This window comes from Aeromonas sp. NJAU223 (assembly GCF_051125555.1).
GTDB lineage: Bacteria > Pseudomonadota > Gammaproteobacteria > Enterobacterales > Aeromonadaceae > Aeromonas > Aeromonas veronii_G.
The window spans coordinates 2,110,071-2,133,172 of record NZ_CP144204.1; the positions used below are offsets into that span (position 1 = coordinate 2,110,071).

Sequence of the window (23,102 nt, forward strand, 5' to 3'; positions counted from 1 at the left end):
GGCATCCTGCTGTAACGGCTGCATCGGGTGCAGTTTCTCTTGATACTTTGACCTTGATGATACGGAACACAAGGGCATTTGTCTGAGAATGCAAAAGAAAAATGTGCGGTGGCGCACGTGTCAGGCCGTGAAAAAAGTTTTAAAGGCGTCAATTGGCCTTTTGGGTCGCACGCTTTCTCAACCAGATCAAGGCATTGTGCCCAAGCCAGGCCTCTTTGCTCTGCAACGCATAGAGCGCCGCTTCGTCGCGGCTGCCCGCTTGCCATGCCTGGGGATCCTGTTTTGGTAGCTTGCGCTGACCCAGCAGACAGGCGGGGACATGGGGATTGATGGCCATGGCCGCCGCCAGATAGGGGGCCGCCGCCGCGTCACCCTCCCGGACAAAGATCATCAGCGCCTGGTTGTAGCGCAGCCAGCAGGAAGCTTCATCAAAGCGCATCAGTAGGGCTTGAAGGGCATCCCACTCTCCCGACCGGGCATAGAGGCTGGATAAGGGGTGACGGCTGCCCGGCTCATCGCTCACGCAGAGCGCGAGCAGGGCCAGATACTCGGCCCGTGCCCCATCGAGCTCTCCCAGCCGCAACAGGCAGTCCGCCCGTCCGGCCCTGGCTGCCAGCAAGGGGCGCGCCGCCTCGGCGCCCCAACCATGCCCGGCGGTGGCTTGCCAGAAGGCGTCATCGAATTGCGGCTCGGCATCGTGGATTATCTTGTCAAACCAGCCGAGGCGCGCCCCGGGATCGCGACAGGCGGCCGCCTGTTCAAACCATGCTTGCCATTGCCGGCTCTGCTCCGTCTCGGGCGCCTGCTGATCGTCAGAGACAGAGAGCTGCTGATCCAGGATGAGCAACTGGTTGAGGGCTGCCTTCATCTGCTGACGCTGGCGCTTGCAGAAATCGAGGAAGGAGAGCTCGCTGCCTGCGGCCTGGTGCAGCATCCGGGCCATGGGCTCGTCCCGGAACAGACAGAGCTCGGCAGCCAGGCTGTAACGCAGACGGGTGAGGGGGGCATTGAGATCGGTGGGGGCGGGCCAGCAGGCGAGGCCCAGGCTGAACCCATAGCTCCACTGACCGAGAGGGTGAGCCTTCGCGAAGACCTGCTCAGGGGTCTCGGTGGAGAGACGGCACTGGCTCGGCAAAGCGAGCTGACCCTCATCGGCCAGGGTTTCCAGCTCGGCGATGAGGTGGGAGAGGGCGGCGCCGCACTGTGCATCCGGCTCGCATGCGTCTTCAAACAATCCACTCAGGGGGACCTGCCAGTCCGGCAGTGCTGGCCCCGTCAGGCGGGCGCAGAGGAAGCCATGCAGGGCCGGGTAGCTCAGCGCCTGCTGGCTATGTTGCTGAATCAATTGATTGAGAAGGCGGGTGCGAGTGGCTGGGTTCATCGAAGCGTCCTGTGGCGTAAACGGCGGCGCAGTCTACCCAAAAATGGGGTTATATGCAGCCAATGGGCGGCTGAATGCTGTTATTATCGCCAGGCGGACGTGCCGCGGGCCGGAAAATAGTGGCCCTGAAAGAGCAAGGGGCTAGGTCCCGACACGGCTCTGGGGTAACATGCGCGCCTGCATCGGCAATCGGGCCGGGCCTGCCCATTCTGGGGATGATGGCAGGCAATGCGCCTCCATCAGGGCCGGAAAAGCCGGCTCATCCGGATATTGAAAGAAGAGATCACCATGTTACAGATTGGCAAAATGAACACCCTCACCGTCGTCGAACTCGAAGAGCGGGGCGCCTGGCTGGCGGCCGGCGAAGAGTATGGCGAGCTGCTGCTGCCCAAGCGTCAGTTGCCGGAAGGTGTGGTCGAGGGCGGCGAAGTGTCCGTCTTCCTCTATCTGGATGCTGACTGTGAACCGGTGATCACCACCGACAAACCCTATGCCATGGTGGGGGAGATCGTGGGTCTCAAGGTGGTCAATGCCAACAAGATCGGCGCCTTCCTCGATTGGGGCATGAAAAAGGATCTGTTCGTGCCAAGCCGCGAGCAGAACAAGCCCATGCAGGTGGGTCACGTCTATCTGGTACACCTGATGCTGGACAACGAGGGACGCATGGTGGGCACCAGCCGTCTCGAACGTTTCCTGCGCATCGACCGCATTCCCCTCAAGGCCGGTGACGAGGTGACGGCCCTGCCGGGCGAGCATACCCCCCTCGGCATCAAGGCCGTGGTCAACGGCCAATACTCCGGCATGCTGTTCAAGAACGAGGTATTCGGCCGGGTGATGACGGGTCGGCCGCTGACCGCCTGGGTCAAACAGGTGCGTGACGATGGCAAGCTGGACTTGACCCTGCAAAAGCCGGGAGTGACGGCGCGGATGGACGACGCCGGCGAGCGCATTCTGGTGCGGTTGCAGAAGCAGGGCGGCAGCCTGACGGTGGGGGACAAGAGCGATCCCGACCTCATCTACAAGATGTTCAGCATGAGCAAGGGCACCTTCAAGAAGGCCATCGGCGGCCTCTACAAGCAGGGCAAGATCGTCATCGAAGACAACTGCATCACCCTGGTCGATGCGCCCAAGGCCGATGCTGACGACGTGAGCGGCGAGTAAGTGCCGAGCCCCTGCATCGGTCACTGCAAGGCCAAGGATGGACTCTGCCTTGGCTGCGGTCGTACCATGACCGAAATTGGCCAGTGGTCCGCCATGGACAGTGAAGCCCAGCTCGCGCGCATGGCGGAGCTGGACGGCACACGTAGCACCCATGTCTGCCCGGGTTGTGGCGAACCGGCGTTTTGCGCCGTGTCGGCGGGAAGCACCATTACGGAGTGCTGGTGCAGCCAGTTGCCGGCCCTGCCCATGAGCGAGGCGAGTGCCTGCTGGTGCCGCCGTTGTCTGGCCAAGGCGGTTGCCGCCCGGCCCTGAGCAAACTTACTGGATTGCAGAGACAAGAAAGGCGCCATGGGCGCCTTTCTCATGCCTGCTGCTGGCGGTGCCAGCGAATATGCACATCGTGCTCGCTGCGATGGCGGGGCAGCAGGAAGGTGGCGTAGATCACCTCGAATTCGTCCTGATGATCCAGCAGCCCGACCCACACCTCGACCCAACGCTCCATGTCGACGGGCACGCCGAGTTCGGTCGACCAGTCTGCATTGGGCAGGGTTGCCTCGACGGCGCCTCGCTGTTCGAATTCGAGGGTAATGTCGACGATTTGTTCGGGGGCCAGCATGTCGGCGGCCTGCTCAAGAAACTGATCATAGGCCCACTCGACCAGTTGATCCGGGCTACGTTGTTCCATGCATTTACTCCAGGTACATCCAGGTGCGCCACTGTATCAATTATTGAAGTTGGGGGCCAGATCGGGGCGCAATGGCCCTGTCCATGGGATGATTCAGGAGATAAGGTTGATAGAGCTGTGCAGGTACAGAGGCAGGATGAGGGCAGCATGAAACGACGACAGTTCAGGCGCCAGATCAAACGGCGGCGAGAGACCTGGTGGTGGCATTACCTGCCCCTGCACAGGGAGACGATTGGCGGTCATCTCGGGCCGGCAGTACAAACTGCCGGCAAAGATTAATCGGCGCCGTGCACCCTGTTCAGCGTCACCTGACCGAGCTGCCCCATCTGGCGACGGATCCAGGCAGAACGCTGCTGTACATAGGGAGAGGGAGGACTGACCCGGTAGCGCCAGGGGTTGGGCAGGACCGCGGCGAGCAGGGAAGCCTCGTAGCGGGTGAGGCGGGCCGCCGGCTTGCCGAAGTAATGGCGCGACGCCGCCTCGGCGCCATAGATGCCGGGGCCGAACTCCACGATATTCAGATAGACCTCAAGGATGCGGGACTTGTCCCAACCCAGCTCCATCAACAGGGTGAACCAGGCCTCAATTCCCTTGCGCAGGAAGCTGCGATCGCTCCACATGAAGAGATTCTTCGCCGTCTGCTGGCTCAGGGTGCTGGCTCCGCGCACCCGCCGACCTTGCTGATTGTGCTTGAGGGCCGAGCTGATGGCATCCATGTCAAAGCCGTTGTGCTCGGGGAAGCGTTGATCCTCGGCAGCGATCACCGCCAGCTGTAGCTCTTTTGAGATCTGCTCGAGCGGCACCCAGTCATGCTTGACCTCGGCCACCTTGGCGGGAGGGAACAGCGCCCGCTCCAGGCGCCAGGTCCACATGGGGGGATCGATGAAGCGCAGCAACGCCACCGAGACGATGGTGCTGAGCACGGCCGCCAGCAGTAACTTGGCGAACCCGCCCAGCAGGCGGCGCATCAGCGGCCGCCGCACGGGGGCGGGCTCCCAGTCGTAGTGGCCAGGATCATCGGGATCCGGAATTACTGGGGTAGCCATTCGATGTGGCAGAACTTCTCGTCGACACGACGGGAGAGCAGCATGCGGGCAAACAGGTGCTCATACTCTTCTTCGGCGTTGCCAAGGCCGACCCAGATCTCGGCATATTCCTCGTCGCTCACGGCAAAACCCACGTCCGCTTCCCAATCATCGGCGGGATCGCTCTCGGCCAGCAGGCCGCGGCTGTTGAACTCCTGGTTGAACAGGGCGATCTCCTGCTCCGGCAGGTTGTCGGAGGCCAGCTCAATGAAGAGTGCGAGGGCGGTGTCGAGCAGTTCCTCGACGCTGTGCATTTCGTCATTCAAAGACATAAGCAAGTCGGTTCCAGATAGGGGGAAGAAGCCTGAGCGGTTTGACCGCACGGCGGCGGGCGATATTCTAGCTGGCCCCCGGGCCCTTGGCGAGATGCGCTGTTATCCGATGCGCATGTCGGGGTAATAAAAAACCGGATCCTGGCAACGGATCCGGTCTTCATTGGGGGAAGGGGTCACGCATGGGGCGTCAGCTCATCCCTTCTTGTCATCGGCGAAGGTGATGTTGAGCTCAAGGACTGACAGCTCATCACTCTTCTGATCCAGCTGGACGGTGATCTTGTCCGGATCGATCTGCACATATTTACGGATCACGTCGAGGATATCCTGCTTGAGCTGGGGCAGGTAATCCGGCCCCCCTCTGGATGAGCGCTCGTGAGCGACGATGATCTGCAACCGCTCTTTGGCCAGTTGTGCGGTGCTTTGTTTCTTGTTGGAACGAAAATAATCCAATAATGACATGCTTAACTCCCGAACAGTCGGCTAAAGAAGCCCTTCTTCTCTTCTTCCAGAAAACGAAAATCCTTGGTGTCGCCGAGTAGACGCGCCACGGCGTCTTCATAGGCTTGACCGGCGTCTGACTCCTTGTCCAGAATGACCGGCTCCCCCGAGTTGGAGGCGCGCAGCACTGCCTGGGACTCCGGGATCACCCCGAGCAGTTTGATGGCCAGGATCTCCTGCACATCCTGCACGCTCAGCATGTCGCCGCGGTTGACGCGGGTCGGGCAGTAGCGGGTGAGCAGCAGGTGCTCCTTGATGGGGTCTTCGCCACGCTCGGCGCGACGGGACTTGGAGGCCAGGATGCCGAGGATGCGATCGGAATCGCGCACGGACGAGACTTCCGGGTTGGTGGTGACGATGGCCTCATCGGCGAAGTAGAGCGCCATCAGAGCACCGGACTCGATCCCGGCGGGGGAGTCGCAGACGATGTAGTCGAACTGCATCTCCGCCAGTTGATCCAGGATTTTTTCCACCCCTTCACGGGTCAGGGCATCCTTGTCACGGGTCTGGGAGGCGGGCAGGATGAACAGGTTTTCGCAGCGTTTGTCCTTGATCAGCGCCTGATTGAGGTTGGCCTCACCGTTGATCACGTTGACGAAGTCGTACACCACGCGCCGTTCGCAGCCCATGATGAGATCCAGATTTCTCAGGCCAATGTCAAAATCGATGACCACCGTCTTGTGGCCACGCTGGGCCAGGCCGGTGCTCAGCGCCGCGCTGGTCGTGGTTTTGCCAACGCCGCCTTTGCCCGATGTAACGACTATGATTCGCGCCATTCTCGCTTCCTTGTAACTCTATTTGATACGGTCTATACGGAGTTGTTCGTTGTCCAGTCGGATATGGACTGGCTCTTGGATAAGGCCTGCCGGCAGCGCATCGCTCAGCTGGAACGTGCCAGCGACGGAAAGCAGCTCGGCCTGTAATTGCTGACAATAGATGCGGGCTCGGGCATTGCCCTTGGCCCCGGCGATGGCTCGGCCACGCAGGGCGCCATAAATATGAATGCTGTCATCGGCGATGACCTCGGCCCCCGGGCTCACCGAACCCAGCACCACCAGCGAGGTGCCGGCGGCGTAGATCTGCTGGCCCGAGCGTACCGGCCCCACATGCACCTTGCTCGCCTGCAGCGGCGCGGGTTCAGGTACTGGCGGGGCGGCGACGACGGGGTCGGCCGGTTTGGGCTGGGGGGCCGCTTCGGGGACCGGCTCGGCCTTGCGGCTCTTGCCGGAGACCATGACCGCCAGCCCTGCCGCCTTGGCCGCCGTCTTCATCGCCTCGTCTCTTGCCCCCGTGATCCCGACCAGCACGAAGTCTTCCGACTCGACCAGCTCCCTGAGCTGTTCGAAATCCGGAATGGCCGCGAGCCGTTCCACGTTGATGACGAGGGGGGCACAATTAAAAAACTGGGGGGCAAGGGCAACCTTGGCCGCCAACAATTGACGGATCCGCGTGGGATTGCCATCGCTGAGATGCAAAACAGAAATAGTGAAGGTAGTCCCTTTCAATTCGTTATCGCGCTCAACCATGAATCTTCCCCGAACCGAGACGGTAATCCGTTATTGTTATTCATTTTCCGATGTTATAGTTTGCCACCATCAGAGGCAATAAACCGATTGGATTATATCAATTTCCATGTTGTGTGCAGTCTATAAAAGTCGCAAAAAAGCCGAGACCTATCTTTTTATTGAAAGAAGAGAGGACTTTTCCCGGGTGCCCGAGGCACTGATGAGTACCTTTGGTCGCCCCGAACTGGTCCTGATGACCAAGCTGGACCCGGCCAAGCCCCTGGGGCTGGCCTCCACCGAACGGGTGATGGAGGCGCTCAAGGCGCAGGGGTTCTACCTGCAGGTGCCGCCACCTCCTGAGAATTTGCTGGAGCAGCACAAGGCGCAATTAAAGGTCTCATCCTGATGCGGGGTCGGCTGGCGCTGTTATTGCTAAGCGGTGTATTGAGTATGCCGCTGCAGGCCAGACCCGACTTCGATGCCTATGTCACCACCCTCAAACAGGACGCCGTGGCCGCCGGTATTTCTGCCGCCACGGTGCAGGCCGCCTTCGCCGATATCCGGCTTATCGAAGTGGCCATCAAGCACGACAAAAACCAGCCAGAATTCAAACTGACGCTGGATAGCTATATTCCCCGCGCCGTGCCCCAATGGAAAGTCAATCAGGCCAGAGCCTTATATCGCCAGCATTTGCCGTTGCTCACGAAAATAGGGCGGGAATATGGGGTGCAACCCCGTTTTATTGTCGCGCTTTGGGGCATCGAAACCAATTTCGGTAAATTGACCGGTCATTTTCCCCTGATATCTTCCCTGACCACCCTGGCCTGGGAGGGGCGCCGCGAAGCCTTCTTCAAGGCGCAACTGTTCGATGCCCTGCGGATCATCGAGCAGGGCCACGTGACCCCGGAGGCCTTCAAGGGCTCCTGGGCCGGCGCCATGGGGCAGGTGCAGTTCATGCCCTCTTCCTTCTTGCGCTATGCGGTGGATCAGGACGGAGATGGCAGTAAGGATCTGTGGGGAAATCTTGCGGATGTATTTGGTTCTGCTGCCAATTATCTGCACCAGAATGGCTGGCGCGAGGATGAGACTTGGGGGCGGCGGGTGCGGGTGCCGGACACCCTCGACCCGAGTCTGTTCGGGCTTGAGGTCCGCAAGCCGCTGTCGGCCTGGCAGGCCCTCGGGGTACGGCAACAGGATGGTGCTCCCTTGCCGAAGGCCGGGATGCAGGCCTCCCTCATCCGGCCCGATGACGTTCATGGCCGCAGCTATCTCGCCTATGACAATTACCGGGTATTGCGCCACTGGAATCGCTCCCCCTATTTCGTGGTGGCGGTGGGCACCCTGGCAGATCGCATCGTGAAATAGTGAACGCGGGCTCGACATCCATGGCTTGCATGACATGGGCAGAAGGCGGCGCCTTGCCATCATCCAATAACAGCGATGAATACCGTTCTGCCCATGGCGATATGCGCGCGCAGGGAAGAAGAGGGGATCGCCATATTCGGTGATAGCCGGCGATATGGACGGGAAATAGCAGGCAATAAAAAAGGCGGGTATTTCCCGCCTTTTTCTATGTGGTGCGTGTTTACGCAGCAGACTCAGTCGCAGGCAACCTGCATCACCTTGATGGCCAGGCCACCGCGGGAGGTTTCGCGGTACTTGGAGTCCATGTCCTTGCCGGTGATGTACATGGTCTCGATGACCTTGTCCAGCGACACCCGGGGCTTGGAGGTGCGACGCAGGGCCATGCGGGATGCGTTGACCGCTTTCATGGCGGCGATGGCATTGCGCTCGATGCAGGGGACCTGCACCTGACCCGCAACCGGATCACAGGTCAGACCCAGGTTGTGCTCCATGCCGATTTCGGCGGCTTCACAGACGTGCTCCGGGCTACCACCCATCAGTTCGGTCAGGCCGGCGGCGGCCATGGAGCAGGATACGCCCACTTCCCCCTGGCAACCGACTTCGGCGCCGGAGATGGAGGCGTTCATCTTGTAGAGCATGCCGACGGCAGCGGCGGCCAGGTAGAAGCGGGTGTACTCGTCGCGACCTACCGGCTGGATGAACTTGTCATAGTAGGCGAGCACGGCAGGGATGATGCCGGCGGCGCCGTTGGTCGGGGCGGTAACCACGCGGCCACCAGCGGCGTTCTCCTCACTCACCGCCAGGGCGAACATGTTGACCCAGTCGACGATGTTCATGGGATCGTTGGAGAGGTTCTCGTTGGTGGTGAGCTGACGGTAGAGCGGCGCGGCACGGCGCGGCACCCGCAGCGGACCGGACAGGACACCCTCGGTGCGGCAACCGCGTTCGATCCCCTCACGCATGGTGGTCCAGATTTTGCCGAGCTTCTTGTAGATCTCTTCCGGGGTGTTGAAGCACTTCTCGTTTTCCAGCATCAGGGCGGAGATGGACAGACCGGTCTGACCGCAGTGAGCCAGCAACTCGGCGGCGCTCTTGAAGGGGTAGCGCACGGCCATGGCGCCGCTGTCGGCCTTGCCAAAGCTCTCTTCGTCGACGATGAAGCCACCGCCGATGGAGTAGTAGGTCTTGCTGTAGGCGATGGCGTCTTCGATGAAGGCGGTCAGCTTCATGCCGTTTTCGTGCAGCGGCAGGGCCTCGTCATGGAACACCATGGCATCGCGGGGGAAGCTGACGGTATGGCAGTGCAGGCCGATGGGCAGACGACCGGTCTGCTCCACGCGGGAGATGAATTCGGGGATGCCGTCGATATCGACATTTTCCGGCAGGTTGCCAGCCAGACCCATGATGATGGCGGTGTCGGTATGGTGGCCTTTGCCGGTCCAGGAGAGAGAGCCGTAGACGTCGACCTGGATCCGGGTGATGTCACGGATCTTGCCGCCAGCACGCAGTTCATCCACGAACTGTTTGGCCGCCTTCATGGGGCCGACAGTGTGGGAAGAGGAGGGGCCAACACCGATTTTGAAGATATCAAAAACGCTGATCATGTAACAATTACCTCAGGGTAGAAGGGGGCGCCATGCCCGCTCGCAGAAATTGGGGTGATCCATGGGACGGGTCTGTCGTCACAAAAGGCCAATGAACCAGCTGGCGATAGTCTAACGGCTCATTGCCTAAAAAAAGTTGAAACAGATCTATTTTTGTTGAATTGACGGCGCGAGTATAAAATTAATTTTGATGGTTATCCAATTTGTTAAGCATCTTGCAAACGTTTTGCAAAAAAATACCCGGACGAGCCGGGTATCTTAGCGCCAAACGTAGCCCTGTTACCTTGTCTTAACATTCGGTGATGTTGACGGCGAGGCCGCCACGGGCGGTTTCCTTGTACTTGGTCTTCATGTCGTTGCCGGTTTCCCACATGGTCTTGATCACCTTGTCCAGCGACACCTTGTGCTCGCCGGTGCCGCGCAGGGCGAGGCGGGCGGCGTTGATCGCCTTGACCGCCCCCATGGCGTTGCGCTCGATGCAGGGCACCTGCACCAGGCCACCGATGGGATCGCAGGTCAATCCCAGGTTGTGTTCCATCCCGATCTCGGCCGCATTCTCGACGATGGCCGCACTGCCCCCCAGCAACTCGGCCAGGGCGCCGGCCGCCATGGAGCAGGCCACCCCGACCTCCCCCTGACAGCCCACCTCGGCCCCTGACAGGGAGGCGTTCTTCTTGTAGAGAATGCCGATGGCGGCGGCGGTGAGGAAGTAGTGCATCAAGAGCTCGTCATCCACTTTTCTCACGAAGCGATCGTAATAGTGCAGCACGGCGGGGATGATGCCGGCGGCGCCATTGGTCGGCGCCGTCACCACCCGGCCTCCGGCGGCGTTCTCCTCGTTGACGGCCAGGGCAAAGAGATCCACCCACTCCATCACCATCAGGGGATCCTTGTTGAAGTTGGTCTCCCCGTTGAGTTGACGATAGAGGATGGGGGCACGCCGCTTCACCTTGAGGCCGCCGGGCAGCACCCCCTCACTGCGACAGCCGCGCTCCACGCAGCCCTGCATCGCCTGCCAAATCTTGCGAAGACCGGCTTTGATGTCGCTTTCGCTGCGAAACACCTTCTCGTTGGCCAGCATCACCCCGGAGATGGAGAGACCGCTCTCCTGGCAGTGGGCCAGCAACTGGGCGCCGCTCTCGAAGGGGTAGGGAACCGGGTGCGCCGCATCGAAGCGGGCGGCCTCTTCTTTCGCGTTGGCGAAGTGGCTCTCCTCGATGATGAAGCCGCCGCCGATGGAGTAATAGGTCTGCTCAAACAGCAGGGTGTCCCCCTCGAAGGCACGCAGGGTCATGCCGTTGGAGTGGGCGGGCAGGGTCTTGCGCCGGTTGAAGAGAATGGCGCCGATTCGGGGGAACTGGCTGGGCTGCTCGCCGCCAAGGCGCAGGCTCTGGCTGTGCTCCACCTGGCTTAGAAAATCCGGAATGGCTTCGATGTCGACGGACTCGGGATCGAAGCCCGCGAGTCCCAGGATGATGGCCTTGCCGGTTCCGTGGCCCTTGCCGGTCTGACCCAAAGAGCCGTAGCACTCGGTGACGACCCGTTCGGTGCGGGAGAGGAGGCTGGCCTGCCGGAGTGCGTTGATGAAGGCACAGGCGGCGCGCATGGGCCCCACCGTGTGGGACGAGGAGGGGCCAATCCCGATGGAAAACAGGTCGAAGACACTGATCATGACGTACTCCGATTATGGATTTTGTCTAAACATTGTAAATTTTTTGTAGTCGATGGAAAGAGGGGAAATGATGGCTTGTGATGAGGATGCACAAATAGATGAACAAGGGGAGGGGAGAAGAGAAGAACCATGAGGGCCGGAGGGCTCCTCATGGCAGGCGTCTGGCGGGCCTGGTCGCGGCTTAGTCGAGGAACTCGCACAGATAGGCGGTGGGGGTTTTCACCTCCAGCTTGAAGGAGGAGTGGCCGGGCACGTCGAAGGACTGACCCTGCTGATAGGTGGTCCAGCCATCTTCATCGGCCAGCTGGATGGTGAGGGCGCCCTTGACCACCGTCATCCGCTCGGGGGCGGCGGTATTGAACAGGTAGTCACCTGTTGCCATCACACCGACCGTGGCTTTCTCGCTTTTTTGCTCGAAACCGATAGATTTAACATTTCCATCGAAATACTCGTTAACTTTCAGCATCTTTTCTTCCCTGTATGCATGATTGACATGCCAACGTAGCACACCTTTTCGTCCATTGTCATGATGAAACGGGGAAAAATCATGGTGAATCTTATGAGTCTGCACTTTATCAATAAGATATTAAATGCACGGCGTTCAGGAAACGGGATGTAAAACGGATGACAAATATGAGATAACACGCGGCCTCAGGGTAATGGCGAGCTTTTCACCGCCCTGGGCAGTCAATTGCACTGGGATAGTGTCAATAGTCGCTCAATAAAGGAACATTCTGTGTTAACAAAAGGATTAATCAAAAACATCGGCTTCCAGGTAGTGGTCGCCATGATACTGGGGGCCTTGGCCGGTGCGCTCATGGGTGAGCAAGCCACCGTCTTTGCGCCGCTCGGGACGCTTTTCATCCAGCTCATCAAGATGCTGGTGATCCCCCTGGTGGCGGTGGCCATCCTATCCGGGGCCGCCAACCTGGGTGCCAGCCCGGCAGCGGGCAAGATAGGGGCGAGCACGCTGGCCTTCTTCCTCGTTACCTCCGCCCTGGCCGTGCTGCTGGCGCTGGTGATGGGGCAGGTCTTCCAACCCGGGGTCGGGGTCGATTTCGGCTCAACGGCGGCCATGTTCTCCGGTGACTACGCCGACAAGGGCGCGCTGCCGGATGCGGTCTCCACCCTGCTCGGCATGATCCCCACCAATGTGTTCAGCTCCCTGAACGAGGCGAACATCCTGCAGATCCTGGTGTTCTGCATGTTCCTTGGCATCGCCCTGGCCAAGCAGCCCCGTGAACGCTCCAAGCCGCTTATCGATGGCCTCAACACCCTGGTGGATGCCTTCGTCTGGATGATCAACAAGGTGATGCTGATTGCTCCTCTGGGGGTCTTCGGTCTGATGGCTGACGCCATCGGCACCTATGGCTTCGATGTGCTGACTCTGGTGCTCAAGCTGTTCGTGGTCTATGTCGCCGCCATCCTGATCTTCGGCTTCGTGGTCTATCCGCTCCTGGTATCACTGCTCTCCAACACCCCGGTGCGCAAATACTTCTCGGCGATGAAGAAGCCGCAGATCGTCGCCTTCTCCACCGCCTCTTCCATGGCGACCCTGCCGGTCAACATGGAGACCTGCGAGAAAGAGCTGAAGGTGACCAACGCCACCGCCTCCTTCGTGCTGCCCCTTGGCGCCACCATCAACATGAGCGGCAACGCCATCTATTACGGTCTGGTGGCCATCTTCTTCGCCCAGGTCTACAACATCGACCTCTCCGCCGGTGCCTGGGCGGCCATCATCCTCACCTCGACCCTGGGTGCCATCGGTCAGGCCGGTGTGCCGGGTCCGAGCTTCCTGGTGGTGGCCGTGCTGCTGGCGGCGGGGATCCCCATCGAGGGCCTGCCGTTGCTGTTCGCCCTGGATCGCCTGTTCGACATGATCCGTACCGCGCTGAACATCAGCGGGGATGCGGCCTGCGCCGTCATCGTCGACCGTTACAGCCCGGATTACGATCCCAACCGCTGGAGCAAGGATGCCTGACCCGTGGCTTGATACCATCGTGAATGAAAAAGAGGGAAGCATGGGCTTCCCTCTTTTTTATGGGCGCCGTTCGCGATGGAAGGCGCGAGCGCTGAAGACTAGAGCTGGGCCAGGGCCTGCTGGCAGCGCTGCTCGGCGGCGTCCAGCTCCAGCAGCACCATCTTGATGTCTTCCAGCTGTTGTTGCAGGGTTTCCCGCTTGTCGGCCACCAACCCCAGCATGGTCTGCAACTGGGTGCGGCTGCTCTTGTCCGCATCGTAGAGATCGAACAGATCGCGAATGTCCGCGAGGCTGAAACCCAGACGCTTGCCGCGCAGGGTCAGTTTGAGGCGCACCCTGTCCTGGCGGCTGTAGATCCGGGTCTGGCCCTGGCGGGCGGGGTTCAGCAGCCCCTGATCCTCGTAGAAGCGGATACTGCGGGTGGTTACATCAAATTCACGGGCCAGCTCGCTGATACTGAAGGTCCGCACGTCATCCCTGGATTGAGTCATGGCATCGTCATCTGGTTGTCAAGGCTGGCTGGCACCTTACCCAAACGTCAACTTCCCCGCAAGTCTTGTTCCGATTCCCCCGGCAGCATATGTTATCTCCATGTAACAAAAGGAGAAGCAGACGCATGGACATAGTGATAGTGGCGGCCAAACGCACCCCCATGGGCGCCTTTCAGGGGGCATTGAGCGGCCAGAGCGCTCCCGAACTTGGCGCCTGCGCCATCGCGGCAGCCATGGCATCGGCCGGCCTGCAAGGGGAGCAGATCGACGAGGTCTACATGGGCAATGTGCTGAGTGCAGGGGTGGGGCAGGCCCCCGCCCGTCAGGCGGCCCTCAAGGCGGGTCTGCCGAACAGCGTGCCCTGCACCACCCTCAACAAGGTGTGCGGTTCGGGCATGAAGGCGGTGATGCTAGCGGCAGACAGCCTGCGCCTCGGCGATACCCGGGTGGTGGTCGCCGGCGGCATGGAGAGCATGAGCCGGGCCCCTTACTTGCTGGACAAGGCGCGCACAGGCTATCGCATGGGCCACCAAAGCGTGCTGGATCACATGTTCCTCGATGGCCTGCAGGATGCCTATGAGGGGCAGTTGATGGGGCATTATGCCCAGGCCAGTGCCGACAAGGCGGGGCTGGCCCGCGCCGACATGGATGCTTTCGCCATCAGCTCGCTCCAGCGGGCCCAGGCGGCCCAGCAGTGCGGCGCCTTCGAGGCTGAACTGACCCCAGTGCGGGCAGGGGAGCAGATGCTGCTGGCCGATGACGAGCAGCCAGGCAAGGCCAGGCCCGACAAGATCCCCGCTCTCAAGCCCGCGTTCAGCAAGACGGGGACCATCACGGCGGCCAACTCCAGCTCCATCTCGGATGGGGCCGCGGCGCTCATATTGATGCGCGCCGACACGGCGGCCGAGTGGGATCTGCCCGTATTGGCGCGGATTGTCGGCTACCAGAGCCACGCCGCCTTGCCGGCGGAGTTCACCAGTGCCCCCGTCGGCGCCATCCAGACATTGCTGACCCGGGTGGGTTGGTCGGTGGAGGAGGTGGATCTGTTCGAGGTGAACGAGGCCTTCGCCATGGTGAGCATGCTGGCCATGGCGGGTTGCCAGATCCCCCATCAGAAGCTGAACGTGAACGGCGGCGCTTGCGCCTTGGGTCACCCTCTCGGGGCCAGCGGTGCCCGCATCCTGGTGACCCTGATCCACGCCTTGCGGGCCTGTGACCTCAAGCGGGGAGTGGCGAGCCTGTGCATCGGGGGCGGCGAGGCGACCGCCATGGCCATCGAGCTCCCCTGATAAAAACGCCAAGGCGAGATAATTGGCTGCTTATGCGCATTGTTTTTGGTGTTGTCATCTGGCCTGATGGGATTTGGTGAGGCAACTGATTTCAAGATGGCATGCTGGCAGCGCGCTATATCGACGCCGCGTTGTCCCGTCAGCCCGCTGAACATGGCGCAATAAAAAACCCTCCAATGGAGGGTTTTTTTACAACGACCCGGTACAGCCGGTTGGGCTTAGAACAGGGTGGTGGAGAGATCGTACAGCTCCTGATTGAACGGGCGCTTGAGGTTCTCGATGCAGTCGATGATGTCGTGATGCACCATCTCGTTGCCCTGGATCCCGACGCAGCGACCACCCTGGCCGGCCAGCAGTTGCTCGACGGCGAAGGCGCCCATGCGGCTGGACATGATGCGATCGCGGGCAGTGGGGGAGCCACCGCGCTGGATGTGGCCCAGGATGGTGGCGCGGGTTTCGCGGCCAGTCATGGACTCGATGTCTTTGGCCAGGGCGTTCACATCGGTGACGTGTTCACAGATGGTGATGATGGCGTGGCGCTTGCCCTTGGCTTCCCCTTCCTTGATCTGTTGCAGCAGCTTCTCTTTGTCAAAAGCCACTTCCGGCACGATCACGTACTCGGCGCCACCGGCGACCGCGGCAGACATGGCCAGATCACCGCAGTGACGACCCATGATCTCGACCACGGAGATGCGGTGGTGGGAGCTGCAGGTGTCGCGCAGGCGGTCGATGGCATCCACCACCACGTTCAGGGCGGTGTCGAAACCGATGGTGAAGTCGGTGCCGGCGATGTCATTGTCGATGGTGCCCGGCAGGCCGATGCAGGGGAAACCCTCTTCGGTCAGCTTCTTGGCGCCCATGTAGGAGCCGTCACCGCCGATCACCACCAGGGCGTCGATACCGTGTTTTTTCAGGTTCTCGATGGCTTCCGCACGGACTTTCGGATCTTTGAACGCGGGGAAACGAGCGGAGCCCAGGAAGGTACCGCCACGGTTGACCACGTCGGAGACGCTGTGGCGCTCGAGTTTGACGATCCTGTCCTGGTGCAGGCCGAGGTAGCCATCATAGATGCCGTAGACTTCCAGGCCATGGTGCAGACTGGCGCGCACCACGGCGCGGATGGCTGCGTTCATACCCGGTGCGTCACCACCACTGGTCAAAACACCAATACGTTTGATTTGTTTGGTCATGAGTGCCTCTGGATCCAAGTTGACGAAAATCAGTATCTGAAAATGCAGTCAGCCATCTGCTTACTATATCGGCTTTCCTATGAAAATGAGGGACTCGGTTCCATAGGAAAGGGGATAACACGAAGAGGGGACGGGCCCCTCTTCGTGCGAGCCTTACTTGGCGGCGCCAGCGATGATCTGGGAGAAGTCGTCCACTTTCAGGGACGCACCACCCACCAGGCCACCGTCGATGTCCGGCTGACCGAACAGGTCGGCAGCGGTCGCGCCAGTGACGGAACCACCGTACAGGATCTGCACCTTGGCGGCGACGGCGGCGTCGAAGCCGGCCAGGTACTGACGGATGTGGGCGTGCACGGCCTGGGCGATTTCCGGGGTGGCGGTCTTGCCGGTACCGATGGCCCATACCGGCTCGTAGGCGACGACGGCGTTGGCGAAGGAGGCGATGCCACAACGGTCGATCACGGCTTTGAGCTGGGTTTCAACCACGGTGTTGGTGGTGCCGGCTTCAAACTGAGCCAGGGTCTCGCCGATGCACAGTACGGGGATCAGGCCACCTTTCTGGATGGCTTCGTACTTGGCGGCAACCACGTCGTCGGTCTCTGCATGCAGGGTACGACGCTCGCTGTGACCGACCAGGGAGTAGGTGCAACCGAAGGCCTTGAGCATGGAGGGGGCGTTCTCGCCGGTGAAGGCGCCAGACTCGTGAACGTCGGCGTTCTGGGCACCGTAGGCAATCTTGCTGCCAGCGGTCAGTTGCTCAACCAGACCCAAAAAGATAACCGGCGGGCAGACGGCGACTTGTACCGAAGGATGAGCGGCCGCAGCCGGGGTCAGTCCTTTGATCAGGGCTTCGACAGAAGCCTTGGTGCCGTTCAGTTTCCAGTTACCCATTACCAGGTGCTGTCTCATCTTCTATATCTCCTAGGCATTTGATTGCGCGACATTATATGAATTGAACCGAGCCCAAGATAGCTGACCCGGCGGCAAATGACGTAATTTTTTTTCGCTTTCCTGATCCAAATCAGGAATGGAATCGTCAAATGCTCATTCGTTGACCTGGCCCCGCAGACGGGCCCACCATACCCCAATCCACTCGTGAATGGCAGCCTCGGAATACATCAGATAACGCCCCTTCGGCAGGTAGGTGTACAGAGGTTGCGGCTGCTGACTCTGCTTGGCGGTGTAATCCGTGGGGGCTGGCACCGCATCGAGTCCCTGGGCGCGATAGAGCGCCATGGCTCTGGGCAGATGGGTGGCCGAGCTCACCAGCGCCACCCGCTTGCCCTTGAGGTGGCGGGCGATGCTGACCGCTTCATCATGGGTGTCTTTGTTGTTTTCAAACAACGTCATGCGTTCGCGCGGGATGCCGAGGCTCGCCGCCATGCGGGCGTTGACCTCGGCGTTCGACAGGGGATCCCCCGCCACGGCGCCTGAGAAGATGAGCTCCGCCTTGGGATAGGCCTCGGCGAGGCGTACCCCCTCCAGGGTGCGGGCCAGTGCGATGTTGTTCTGCCAGGCGCGCTCTGGGATGGCCGGATCGCTCACATGGCCGTTGCCGAGCACCACGATGGCCTCGATATCCGGATGCTGGGTGGCCTCGAAGGGGGGATAGGTCTGCTCCAGATTGCGGGCCAGCTCGTAGCTGACCGGGCGCATTCCCATCATGGCGATGAGCACGAGAGCGCAACTTGCCAGCAGCTTGCCGCTCTTCTGGAAGCGGGTGAACCAGAGCAGCAGCAAGGCCAGCAGCAGCAAGGAAAGGGAGAAGGGGAGTGGCATCAGCAACTGGCCAAGCCATTTCTTGAGTTCGAACAAACAAGGCTCCAGGGGTTCTCAATCACACATCGTCGTGTCGTTTTGCGGGTGGACGTGACCTCACACCGCAGCGGCGTTATTCGCCAAAGACGTGCCATGTCGGCGTTTCGCCAATCGAGCATCACTGTACCTTATCCACTTCTGTTTATCTTGCAACCCAAGGGGGTCGATGAAGGAGCATCCCCTGTTGTTGGACACAGGGTGGTGAGGGGATGATGAAAAAGCCCTGCCAGATCTGGCAGGGCTTTTGGTTTCGCATCAAGCGATGGCGTGTGATTGTTTTTGTGTGACGATGCGCCAGGCTGGTGGCGTCTAACGTGGGTTATTCAGGACTCTCATGCGATGTGAGGTAGCCGACATCATTGGTCATCGCCCTTATCGCCAGCTTGATTGACCGCCAAGGGCGTAACGGCCTGCCCCCATGAAGGCCACCGCCAGTGCCCCGACAAAGAAATAGACCAGGCTCTCGATACCCCAGGCTCCAACCGCCGTCAGTTGCCAGGTTTCACCGATCCCCACCATCAACCAGGCGACGACCATGGTGAAGGCAAGCCCGAGGGCGGAGAGGCGGGTGAGAATGCCGAGGATGATAAGCAGCGGTGCGACCACTTCCCCCAGCAAGACCCCGTAGGCGATAAAGCCGGGCAATCCCTTGGCGACCAGCATGGCATAGATGCCGTCCACGCCGTCGATCAGCTTGTGCAGACCGTGAAACAACATCAAGCCCCCGACCGCCAGTCGCAGCAGCAATTTGCCAAGATCTTCGTGATGCAGCAGGCGATTGACGTTGTTCAATAATGTCTCAACCATTTGAAAGTATTCCCTTTACGATCATTTTAATGCCAGCTTCCACTGGGTTTTCTGGTGTATGGACGATGCGATAAAAGGAAGCGCCTCCCCGATCACCATGGCCGCCACTCTACGCCGCAAGGGGAGAGATAAAATTGAGAGAAATCAAGGAAACGGATCTAAATGATAAGTATTCATATTGGATGCGAGGTTAAATGAGCCGTTGGGGCAATGCGGCGAGAGCAAGCTCTGTTATTGACATGGACGTTTTTAAACATCCCAACCCAGCAGATTACGCAACACAACAGCCCCACTCATCGGGTGAGGCTGTTGTCGCGTTAGGAGGGGAGATCACTCCCCATAGAGCCTGATCTCGAGCACATTGGCGATGGCGCTGCCATTCCAGTGGTACTCCAGATGCTGGGTCTGGTGAATTTTGGTGATGAGGCGGGGGCGGTAGAGCACGTAGCAGTCGTGGCCGCTGTGGCACACCGAGCGATAATGAATACCATCCTGGCCCAGGCTCTGCTGCTCCCGGGCAAACTCCTGAGAATGCCCATAATCGGTGGCGTGATAGAGGGGGGAGGCGAGGTAACTATCCCCGCGGATATCGACGAGGCGGGCGCAGAACTCGGTGTGGAGCACCCGCATCTGCAGCTTCTGGGCCGGCTCCCGGGTGTAGCCGAAGACGCGCTCCTGGTGATAGACGGTCTCCTTCACCGCGGTATCGAGGACAGGGGCGCAATAGTAGCCGCCAAAGTCCCCCGTGGTGAAGCGGGCCCCCTCGGGGCTCAGATGGGTGAAGGCGGCCATCACATAGCTGCCACCGGCCAATCCCACCAGCCAATCCTCTTTCGGCACTCGCGTCAGCTCGCCGGCCTCTTCCCGCAGGCGATCGTTGGTGAGGGCCTCCACGGCCCAGACCGCCTCCAGTTCGTCGGCATTGGCCACATCCTCATAGAGGCAGATGGGGGGATAGCGGCTCGGGATGATGCGAAAGGCGTGTTGATCGTCCAACTCGCTTAAGGGAGGGGAGACAGTCATCAGGCCTGACCCCCACGCCAGGCGTGCAGGCGGGTCGCAACCTCATAGAGATCGGCCACACGCCCCCCCTGCATGACGTCCATGGCGCTGCGCCCTGCGAAGAAGGGGTGGCTGTTGGGCTTGCGCACCCAGCCGTAGATGCTCTCATCGAGGCTGAACAGCAGTCGCAGGCTCTTGTGGATGTTGAGGATGTAGCTCATCCGCTCCTGCAGGTCGACCCCGAGGCGGATACCGCCGTTCGACTCCTTGTACTTGTTCAAGGTTGAGCGCGAGGAAATGCCAAGCAGGGTCAGCTGTTCATCTGTGTTGCACTGCCATTTATCCAGGATCCGAAACACCACCGGCAGCGCCTTGCTGGGATCGATGGCGTTCTCTTGCCGGGATATCTGTGCTGTTGCGACCATGATGCCTCCTGATATTCTGTGCTGGCGAGGGCGATGATATGGCCTGTCGCCTGATTATCAGTGTAGAAGAGTTGTACATATATGTACACTGTTAGGTATTGGTGAATACATGTGTTTGCGGCCGTTATGGCGATTCTCCTGGTTGGTCCATGGCTGAACAGAGAAACGGGCCAACAAAAAGCCCTGCCAATGTGGCAGGGCTTTTGTCTTCTGAATCGATGAGGATCAGAGCGCGGGCAGGAGGCCGAGGCTCACGCTTATCTGCACCCCGACGATCAGCACCCCCATGGCACCGGCGAGCCCGAGGGCCAGCACGCCACCCGGAGCGCGGTAGTGGTGCGCCTCGGCCCGTTTGCGGCTCTGCCATACCATGGCCACCGGCAGCAGCACCGCCAGCACCGCCAGCGCGATGGCGGCGTAGCCGAGCGCCATGATGAAGCCTTGCGGGAAGTAGAGGGCGAACAGCAGGGGCGGCACAAAGGTGATCATGCCTGTCTGTACGCGGCCGCTGGCGTTGTCCTTGCGGCGGGTCACCTTGGCCATGAAGTCAAACAGGCCGAGGGTCACCCCGAGGAAGGAGGTGGCGAGCGCGAGATCTGCAAAGATATGCATCGCCTGATTGAAGGCAGGCCAGCTGACCAGGTTGCCGACGTTGGCGAGCAGGCTGTCCAGGGCACCGCCGGTCTGGATCAGGCTCTCTTGGCCGAGCAGGCCCAGGATGGCCACCTGCCACAGCACATAGAGGATGAGGGGCAAGGCTGAGCCCCACACGAAGACCCGGCGCAGCTGCTTGGGGCAATCACCGAGGTAGAGCATCACGCTCGGGATGGAGCCGTGGAAGCCGAACGAGGTGAAGATGACCGGCAGGCCCGCCAGCAGCAGGCCCTGGCCGAGCGGCATGGAGAGCAGATGCTGGCCTTCGGCGCGGGGCAGCAGCAGGGCCAGCACCCCTACCATGATCACCAGTTTGACGGTGAACATCAGCCGGTTGAGGTAATCCACCTGCTTGGTGCCGACGCACACCATGCCGCCAAACAGCAGGGTGAAGGCCCAGGCGGCCTGCTCCTGGCTGACGTTCATGCCCGCATCGGCCAGGGCCTGTGCCAGCAGGCTGCTGCCACCACTGATGTAGGCAGAGGCGAGGGAGTAGAACAGCATCAGGATGCAGAAGGAGGCGACGCGCTTGCCCCAGGGGCCGAGCAGTTGATCCGCCAACTGGTGCAGGTACCACTTGCCGGTATTGAGGCTCGCCTCCACCTGCAGCATGGCGGTGAAGGCCATCAGGGCCCAGAGCCCGACCATCAGCAGCAGGGTGGCGGGGCCGCCGAGGGAAGAAGAGGCGAGCGGCAGGGCCAGCATGCCGGCACCTATGGTAGTGCCGGCGATGAGCAGGGTACAACCGAGAGTCTTGGTGTTCATGAGGTTCATCCGAAATGGGAAAAGAGTGCCAGGGGCAGTGGTGGCAAGGCGCCTCCGGGGGTGAGGCCGGAGGCTAGGGATATCGGAATGGACGCATCTGTACACTAGACCTGTCTATTGTAAAAGTTGGTTGCCACGTTAACGGATTAAAATAGTGGTTACAAGGGATAAGGGCTGTGGTTTGTACTGCCTGGCGGCAATGAGTGGAAATAAATGATGACAGTATGGCGTTGGGAGTGGTGAAAAATACGCCGGCGAGTCATCTCGTCGGCGCAGCGGTCAGCCTCTGGCCTGGCGCCGGTGTTGGGAGACCGGCGGGAGGGTTAGCGGCGGCGCTTGAGGGTGCGGCTCACGTAATGCAGGCCCGCTTGATAGTCGCCGTTGATGGCCTTGATGGCCAGATCCAGCGCCTGATTCGCCAGGGCGTCGTGTTGCTGGGGCAGGGAGTTGATGCCAAAGGGGAGGAAGTCCAGCAGCCTGTCGTCACCGAAGGTGGCCATGGCGAGCCGACTCATGTCGCTCTCCTGCTCCAGCAAATAATCGAGCACCCCCTCCATCAGGATGTAGGAGGTGGCGACCAGCGCCTCGGGCAACTGGCCGAGTTGAGTGTGCAGAGTCTTGATCAGTCGATAGCCCTCGACGCGGGAGAAGTGTTCCCCCTCACAGAGGTGGGACGAGATGCGGGATGAGGGAGTGGCGGCGTCGCCGTACTCTGTCAGCGCCTGATCGAATCCCGCTTTGCGCTCCTGACTGATCGTGAGAGTCGGCAGTGCGGTGATCAACGCCACGTGCCCGATGGCGGGCGTGAGCAGAGAGGCGGTGAGGGAGTGGCTCGCCTTCTGGTTTTCGCTCGCCACCGTGATGAAGTGATCCGCCGCCATGGCCCGGTCGATGGCCAGGATCTGCACCCCCTGGGCCTGCTGCTGCAAATAGAAGGGATCCGCCGGCGGCAGGCAGCTCGCCACCAGCAGCGCATCCACGTGGCGGCTCACCAGCATGCGGGCCAGCTCCTTCTCGGTATCCGGCTCATCTTCCGAGCAGACGATCAGCAGTTGATAACCCTGAGCCCGCGCCCCCTGTTCGAGCCGCTTGGCGAGCTTGGCGTAACTGGCGTTCTCCAGATCCGGCAGGATGAAGCCGAGGGTGCGGGTCTGGCCGCCGCGCAGGGAGGCGGCGCGGCTGTCCGGTTGGTAGTTGTGGGCATGGACCACCGCCATCACCTTGTCACGGGTGGCCTGACTGATGCGGTACTGATCGGCTTTGCCGTTGATCACATAGCTGGCGGTGGTGCGCGAGACACCGGCCAGGGCGGCGATTTCATCCAGTTTCATCATATTGGCTCTGTTTGAGTTGCAAGGCCCGCGAGGGTCCCGGTTGGGACGGCGAAAAGTGTGCGCGGGATCATATCATTGAAAAGCACTCTGCGTGGGCACTTGAACAATCAGCTGA

The 23,102-nt window shown here is 60.7% G+C and carries 25 protein-coding genes; 6 read left to right on the forward strand and 19 right to left on the reverse strand.

What is annotated here, in order from left to right; genetic code table 11:
* Nucleotides 1-148 precede the first annotated feature (148 nt).
* Nucleotides 149-1,381, reverse strand: a complete 1,233-nt coding sequence (locus VZC39_RS09660) for a UPF0149 family protein (protein WP_434668009.1) — start codon at nt 1,379-1,381, stop codon at nt 149-151.
* A 270-nt stretch (nt 1,382-1,651) separates the two neighbouring features.
* Here VZC39_RS09660 and VZC39_RS09665 point away from each other — a divergent pair, with 270 nt between their 5' ends.
* Together VZC39_RS09665 and VZC39_RS09670 are read left to right on the forward strand one after the other, a co-directional pair.
* The gene (locus tag VZC39_RS09665; protein WP_434668445.1) at nt 1,652-2,542 is read left to right on the forward strand and encodes a CvfB family protein; all 891 of its coding nucleotides are present in this window, start codon (nt 1,652-1,654) and stop codon (nt 2,540-2,542) included.
* The gene (locus tag VZC39_RS09670; RefSeq protein ID WP_434668012.1) at nt 2,543-2,854 is read left to right on the forward strand and encodes a DUF1289 domain-containing protein; all 312 of its coding nucleotides are present in this window, start codon (nt 2,543-2,545) and stop codon (nt 2,852-2,854) included.
* A gap of 49 nt (nt 2,855-2,903) precedes the next feature.
* Here the strand turns inward: VZC39_RS09670 and VZC39_RS09675 are convergent, their stop codons facing one another.
* The 6 genes from VZC39_RS09675 to minC all read right to left on the reverse strand — a co-directional run bounded on the left by VZC39_RS09675 (nt 2,904) and on the right by minC (nt 6,611).
* Nucleotides 2,904-3,227, reverse strand: coding sequence for an HI1450 family dsDNA-mimic protein (locus VZC39_RS09675; protein ID WP_349922168.1), 324 nt, complete (start codon nt 3,225-3,227; stop codon nt 2,904-2,906).
* A gap of 275 nt (nt 3,228-3,502) precedes the next feature.
* Entirely contained in the window at nt 3,503-4,273 is a 771-nt protein-coding gene (gene mtgA / locus VZC39_RS09680) for a monofunctional biosynthetic peptidoglycan transglycosylase (protein ID WP_434668015.1), read from the reverse strand.
* Nucleotides 4,258-4,584 (reverse strand): HI1450 family dsDNA-mimic protein, encoded by a 327-nt coding sequence (locus tag VZC39_RS09685; protein WP_434668018.1) that lies wholly within the window; start codon nt 4,582-4,584, stop codon nt 4,258-4,260. The genes mtgA and VZC39_RS09685 overlap by 16 nt, the downstream gene beginning before the upstream one ends.
* A 195-nt stretch (nt 4,585-4,779) precedes the next feature.
* Entirely contained in the window at nt 4,780-5,046 is a 267-nt protein-coding gene (minE, locus tag VZC39_RS09690) for a cell division topological specificity factor MinE (protein ID WP_349922171.1), read from the reverse strand.
* Nucleotides 5,047-5,048: 2 nt separating this feature from the next.
* Entirely contained in the window at nt 5,049-5,861 is an 813-nt protein-coding gene (minD, locus tag VZC39_RS09695; RefSeq protein ID WP_010674647.1) for a septum site-determining protein MinD, read from the reverse strand.
* A gap of 18 nt (nt 5,862-5,879) precedes the next feature.
* Entirely contained in the window at nt 5,880-6,611 is a 732-nt protein-coding gene (gene minC, locus VZC39_RS09700; RefSeq protein WP_349922172.1) for a septum site-determining protein MinC, read from the reverse strand.
* Nucleotides 6,612-6,717: 106 nt separating this feature from the next.
* Here minC and VZC39_RS09705 point away from each other — a divergent pair, with 106 nt between their 5' ends.
* Both VZC39_RS09705 and VZC39_RS09710 read left to right on the forward strand, forming a co-directional pair.
* Complete coding sequence (locus VZC39_RS09705) at nt 6,718-6,996, forward strand: YcgL domain-containing protein (RefSeq protein ID WP_349922173.1); 279 nt, start codon at nt 6,718-6,720, stop codon at nt 6,994-6,996.
* The gene (locus VZC39_RS09710) at nt 6,996-7,955 is read left to right on the forward strand and encodes a lytic murein transglycosylase (protein WP_434668024.1); all 960 of its coding nucleotides are present in this window, start codon (nt 6,996-6,998) and stop codon (nt 7,953-7,955) included. The genes VZC39_RS09705 and VZC39_RS09710 overlap by 1 nt, the downstream gene beginning before the upstream one ends.
* A 233-nt stretch (nt 7,956-8,188) precedes the next feature.
* Here the strand turns inward: VZC39_RS09710 and VZC39_RS09715 are convergent, their stop codons facing one another.
* From VZC39_RS09715 to VZC39_RS09725, 3 genes are all read right to left on the reverse strand, one after another.
* Nucleotides 8,189-9,559, reverse strand: a complete 1,371-nt coding sequence (locus VZC39_RS09715) for an L-serine ammonia-lyase (protein WP_349922175.1) — start codon at nt 9,557-9,559, stop codon at nt 8,189-8,191.
* A gap of 289 nt (nt 9,560-9,848) precedes the next feature.
* Nucleotides 9,849-11,231: an L-serine ammonia-lyase gene (locus VZC39_RS09720; protein WP_434668028.1), complete on the reverse strand. Its 1,383-nt coding sequence runs from the start codon at nt 11,229-11,231 to the stop codon at nt 9,849-9,851.
* A 181-nt stretch (nt 11,232-11,412) separates the two neighbouring features.
* Nucleotides 11,413-11,697, reverse strand: coding sequence for a pyrimidine/purine nucleoside phosphorylase (locus VZC39_RS09725; protein WP_434668031.1), 285 nt, complete (start codon nt 11,695-11,697; stop codon nt 11,413-11,415).
* A gap of 270 nt (nt 11,698-11,967) precedes the next feature.
* On the opposite strand from VZC39_RS09725, the gene VZC39_RS09730 reads away from it, so the two are divergent.
* Nucleotides 11,968-13,212, forward strand: coding sequence for a dicarboxylate/amino acid:cation symporter (locus tag VZC39_RS09730; RefSeq protein WP_434668034.1), 1,245 nt, complete (start codon nt 11,968-11,970; stop codon nt 13,210-13,212).
* A gap of 98 nt (nt 13,213-13,310) precedes the next feature.
* Here VZC39_RS09730 and VZC39_RS09735 read toward each other — a convergent pair whose 3' ends face one another.
* Complete coding sequence (locus VZC39_RS09735; protein ID WP_349922179.1) at nt 13,311-13,703, reverse strand: MerR family transcriptional regulator; 393 nt, start codon at nt 13,701-13,703, stop codon at nt 13,311-13,313.
* 125 nt (nt 13,704-13,828) lie between these two features.
* Between VZC39_RS09735 and VZC39_RS09740 the strand changes: the two genes are divergently transcribed.
* Nucleotides 13,829-14,992 carry a thiolase family protein gene (locus VZC39_RS09740; protein WP_434668037.1) on the forward strand — a complete coding sequence of 388 codons (1,164 nt, stop codon included), beginning with the start codon at nt 13,829-13,831 and terminating at the stop codon, nt 14,990-14,992.
* Between the two features lie 218 nt (nt 14,993-15,210).
* Here the strand turns inward: VZC39_RS09740 and pfkA are convergent, their stop codons facing one another.
* From pfkA to cra, 8 genes are all read right to left on the reverse strand, one after another.
* Nucleotides 15,211-16,182: a 6-phosphofructokinase gene (gene pfkA / locus VZC39_RS09745; RefSeq protein ID WP_349922181.1), complete on the reverse strand. Its 972-nt coding sequence runs from the start codon at nt 16,180-16,182 to the stop codon at nt 15,211-15,213.
* 153 nt (nt 16,183-16,335) lie between these two features.
* Nucleotides 16,336-17,091, reverse strand: a complete 756-nt coding sequence (tpiA, locus tag VZC39_RS09750) for a triose-phosphate isomerase (RefSeq protein WP_349922182.1) — start codon at nt 17,089-17,091, stop codon at nt 16,336-16,338.
* A 135-nt stretch (nt 17,092-17,226) separates the two neighbouring features.
* Nucleotides 17,227-17,997: an envelope biogenesis factor ElyC gene (gene elyC / locus VZC39_RS09755; RefSeq protein WP_434668042.1), complete on the reverse strand. Its 771-nt coding sequence runs from the start codon at nt 17,995-17,997 to the stop codon at nt 17,227-17,229.
* Nucleotides 17,998-18,372: 375 nt separating this feature from the next.
* Nucleotides 18,373-18,807 (reverse strand): DoxX family protein, encoded by a 435-nt coding sequence (locus VZC39_RS09760; protein ID WP_349922184.1) that lies wholly within the window; start codon nt 18,805-18,807, stop codon nt 18,373-18,375.
* Between the two features lie 330 nt (nt 18,808-19,137).
* The gene (locus tag VZC39_RS09765; RefSeq protein WP_434668045.1) at nt 19,138-19,830 is read right to left on the reverse strand and encodes an RES family NAD+ phosphorylase; all 693 of its coding nucleotides are present in this window, start codon (nt 19,828-19,830) and stop codon (nt 19,138-19,140) included.
* The gene (locus VZC39_RS09770) at nt 19,830-20,234 is read right to left on the reverse strand and encodes an MbcA/ParS/Xre antitoxin family protein (RefSeq protein ID WP_434668048.1); all 405 of its coding nucleotides are present in this window, start codon (nt 20,232-20,234) and stop codon (nt 19,830-19,832) included. Before VZC39_RS09770 ends, VZC39_RS09765 begins: the two co-directional genes overlap by 1 nt.
* Before the next feature lie 225 nt (nt 20,235-20,459).
* Complete coding sequence (locus VZC39_RS09775) at nt 20,460-21,653, reverse strand: aromatic amino acid transport family protein (RefSeq protein WP_434668051.1); 1,194 nt, start codon at nt 21,651-21,653, stop codon at nt 20,460-20,462.
* Between the two features lie 323 nt (nt 21,654-21,976).
* Nucleotides 21,977-22,987 carry a catabolite repressor/activator gene (gene cra, locus VZC39_RS09780; protein WP_434668054.1) on the reverse strand — a complete coding sequence of 337 codons (1,011 nt, stop codon included), beginning with the start codon at nt 22,985-22,987 and terminating at the stop codon, nt 21,977-21,979.
* Nucleotides 22,988-23,102 lie beyond the last annotated feature (115 nt).

Bases quoted from the DNA above. Each gene is read 5' to 3' on its own strand.
- VZC39_RS09760 (WP_349922184.1), bottom strand. From the start codon at position 18,807: ATGGTTGAGACATTATTGAACAACGTCAATCGCCTGCTGCATCACGAA.
- minC (WP_349922172.1), bottom strand. From the start codon at position 6,611: ATGGTTGAGCGCGATAACGAATTGAAAGGGACTACCTTCACTATTTCT.
- VZC39_RS09710 (WP_434668024.1), top strand. From the start codon at position 6,996: ATGCGGGGTCGGCTGGCGCTGTTATTGCTAAGCGGTGTATTGAGTATG.
- tpiA (WP_349922182.1), bottom strand. From the start codon at position 17,091: ATGAGACAGCACCTGGTAATGGGTAACTGGAAACTGAACGGCACCAAG.
- minD (WP_010674647.1), bottom strand. From the start codon at position 5,861: ATGGCGCGAATCATAGTCGTTACATCGGGCAAAGGCGGCGTTGGCAAA.
- mtgA (WP_434668015.1), bottom strand. From the start codon at position 4,273: ATGGCTACCCCAGTAATTCCGGATCCCGATGATCCTGGCCACTACGAC.
- cra (WP_434668054.1), bottom strand. From the start codon at position 22,987: ATGATGAAACTGGATGAAATCGCCGCCCTGGCCGGTGTCTCGCGCACC.
- VZC39_RS09740 (WP_434668037.1), top strand. From the start codon at position 13,829: ATGGACATAGTGATAGTGGCGGCCAAACGCACCCCCATGGGCGCCTTT.
- VZC39_RS09660 (WP_434668009.1), bottom strand. From the start codon at position 1,381: ATGAACCCAGCCACTCGCACCCGCCTTCTCAATCAATTGATTCAGCAA.
- VZC39_RS09725 (WP_434668031.1), bottom strand. From the start codon at position 11,697: ATGCTGAAAGTTAACGAGTATTTCGATGGAAATGTTAAATCTATCGGT.
- VZC39_RS09675 (WP_349922168.1), bottom strand. From the start codon at position 3,227: ATGGAACAACGTAGCCCGGATCAACTGGTCGAGTGGGCCTATGATCAG.
- VZC39_RS09735 (WP_349922179.1), bottom strand. From the start codon at position 13,703: ATGACTCAATCCAGGGATGACGTGCGGACCTTCAGTATCAGCGAGCTG.
- pfkA (WP_349922181.1), bottom strand. From the start codon at position 16,182: ATGACCAAACAAATCAAACGTATTGGTGTTTTGACCAGTGGTGGTGAC.
- VZC39_RS09770 (WP_434668048.1), bottom strand. From the start codon at position 20,234: ATGGTCGCAACAGCACAGATATCCCGGCAAGAGAACGCCATCGATCCC.
- VZC39_RS09765 (WP_434668045.1), bottom strand. From the start codon at position 19,830: ATGACTGTCTCCCCTCCCTTAAGCGAGTTGGACGATCAACACGCCTTT.
- VZC39_RS09775 (WP_434668051.1), bottom strand. From the start codon at position 21,653: ATGAACACCAAGACTCTCGGTTGTACCCTGCTCATCGCCGGCACTACC.
- VZC39_RS09720 (WP_434668028.1), bottom strand. From the start codon at position 11,231: ATGATCAGTGTCTTCGACCTGTTTTCCATCGGGATTGGCCCCTCCTCG.
- VZC39_RS09685 (WP_434668018.1), bottom strand. From the start codon at position 4,584: ATGTCTTTGAATGACGAAATGCACAGCGTCGAGGAACTGCTCGACACC.
- minE (WP_349922171.1), bottom strand. From the start codon at position 5,046: ATGTCATTATTGGATTATTTTCGTTCCAACAAGAAACAAAGCACCGCA.
- VZC39_RS09705 (WP_349922173.1), top strand. From the start codon at position 6,718: ATGTTGTGTGCAGTCTATAAAAGTCGCAAAAAAGCCGAGACCTATCTT.
- VZC39_RS09715 (WP_349922175.1), bottom strand. From the start codon at position 9,559: ATGATCAGCGTTTTTGATATCTTCAAAATCGGTGTTGGCCCCTCCTCT.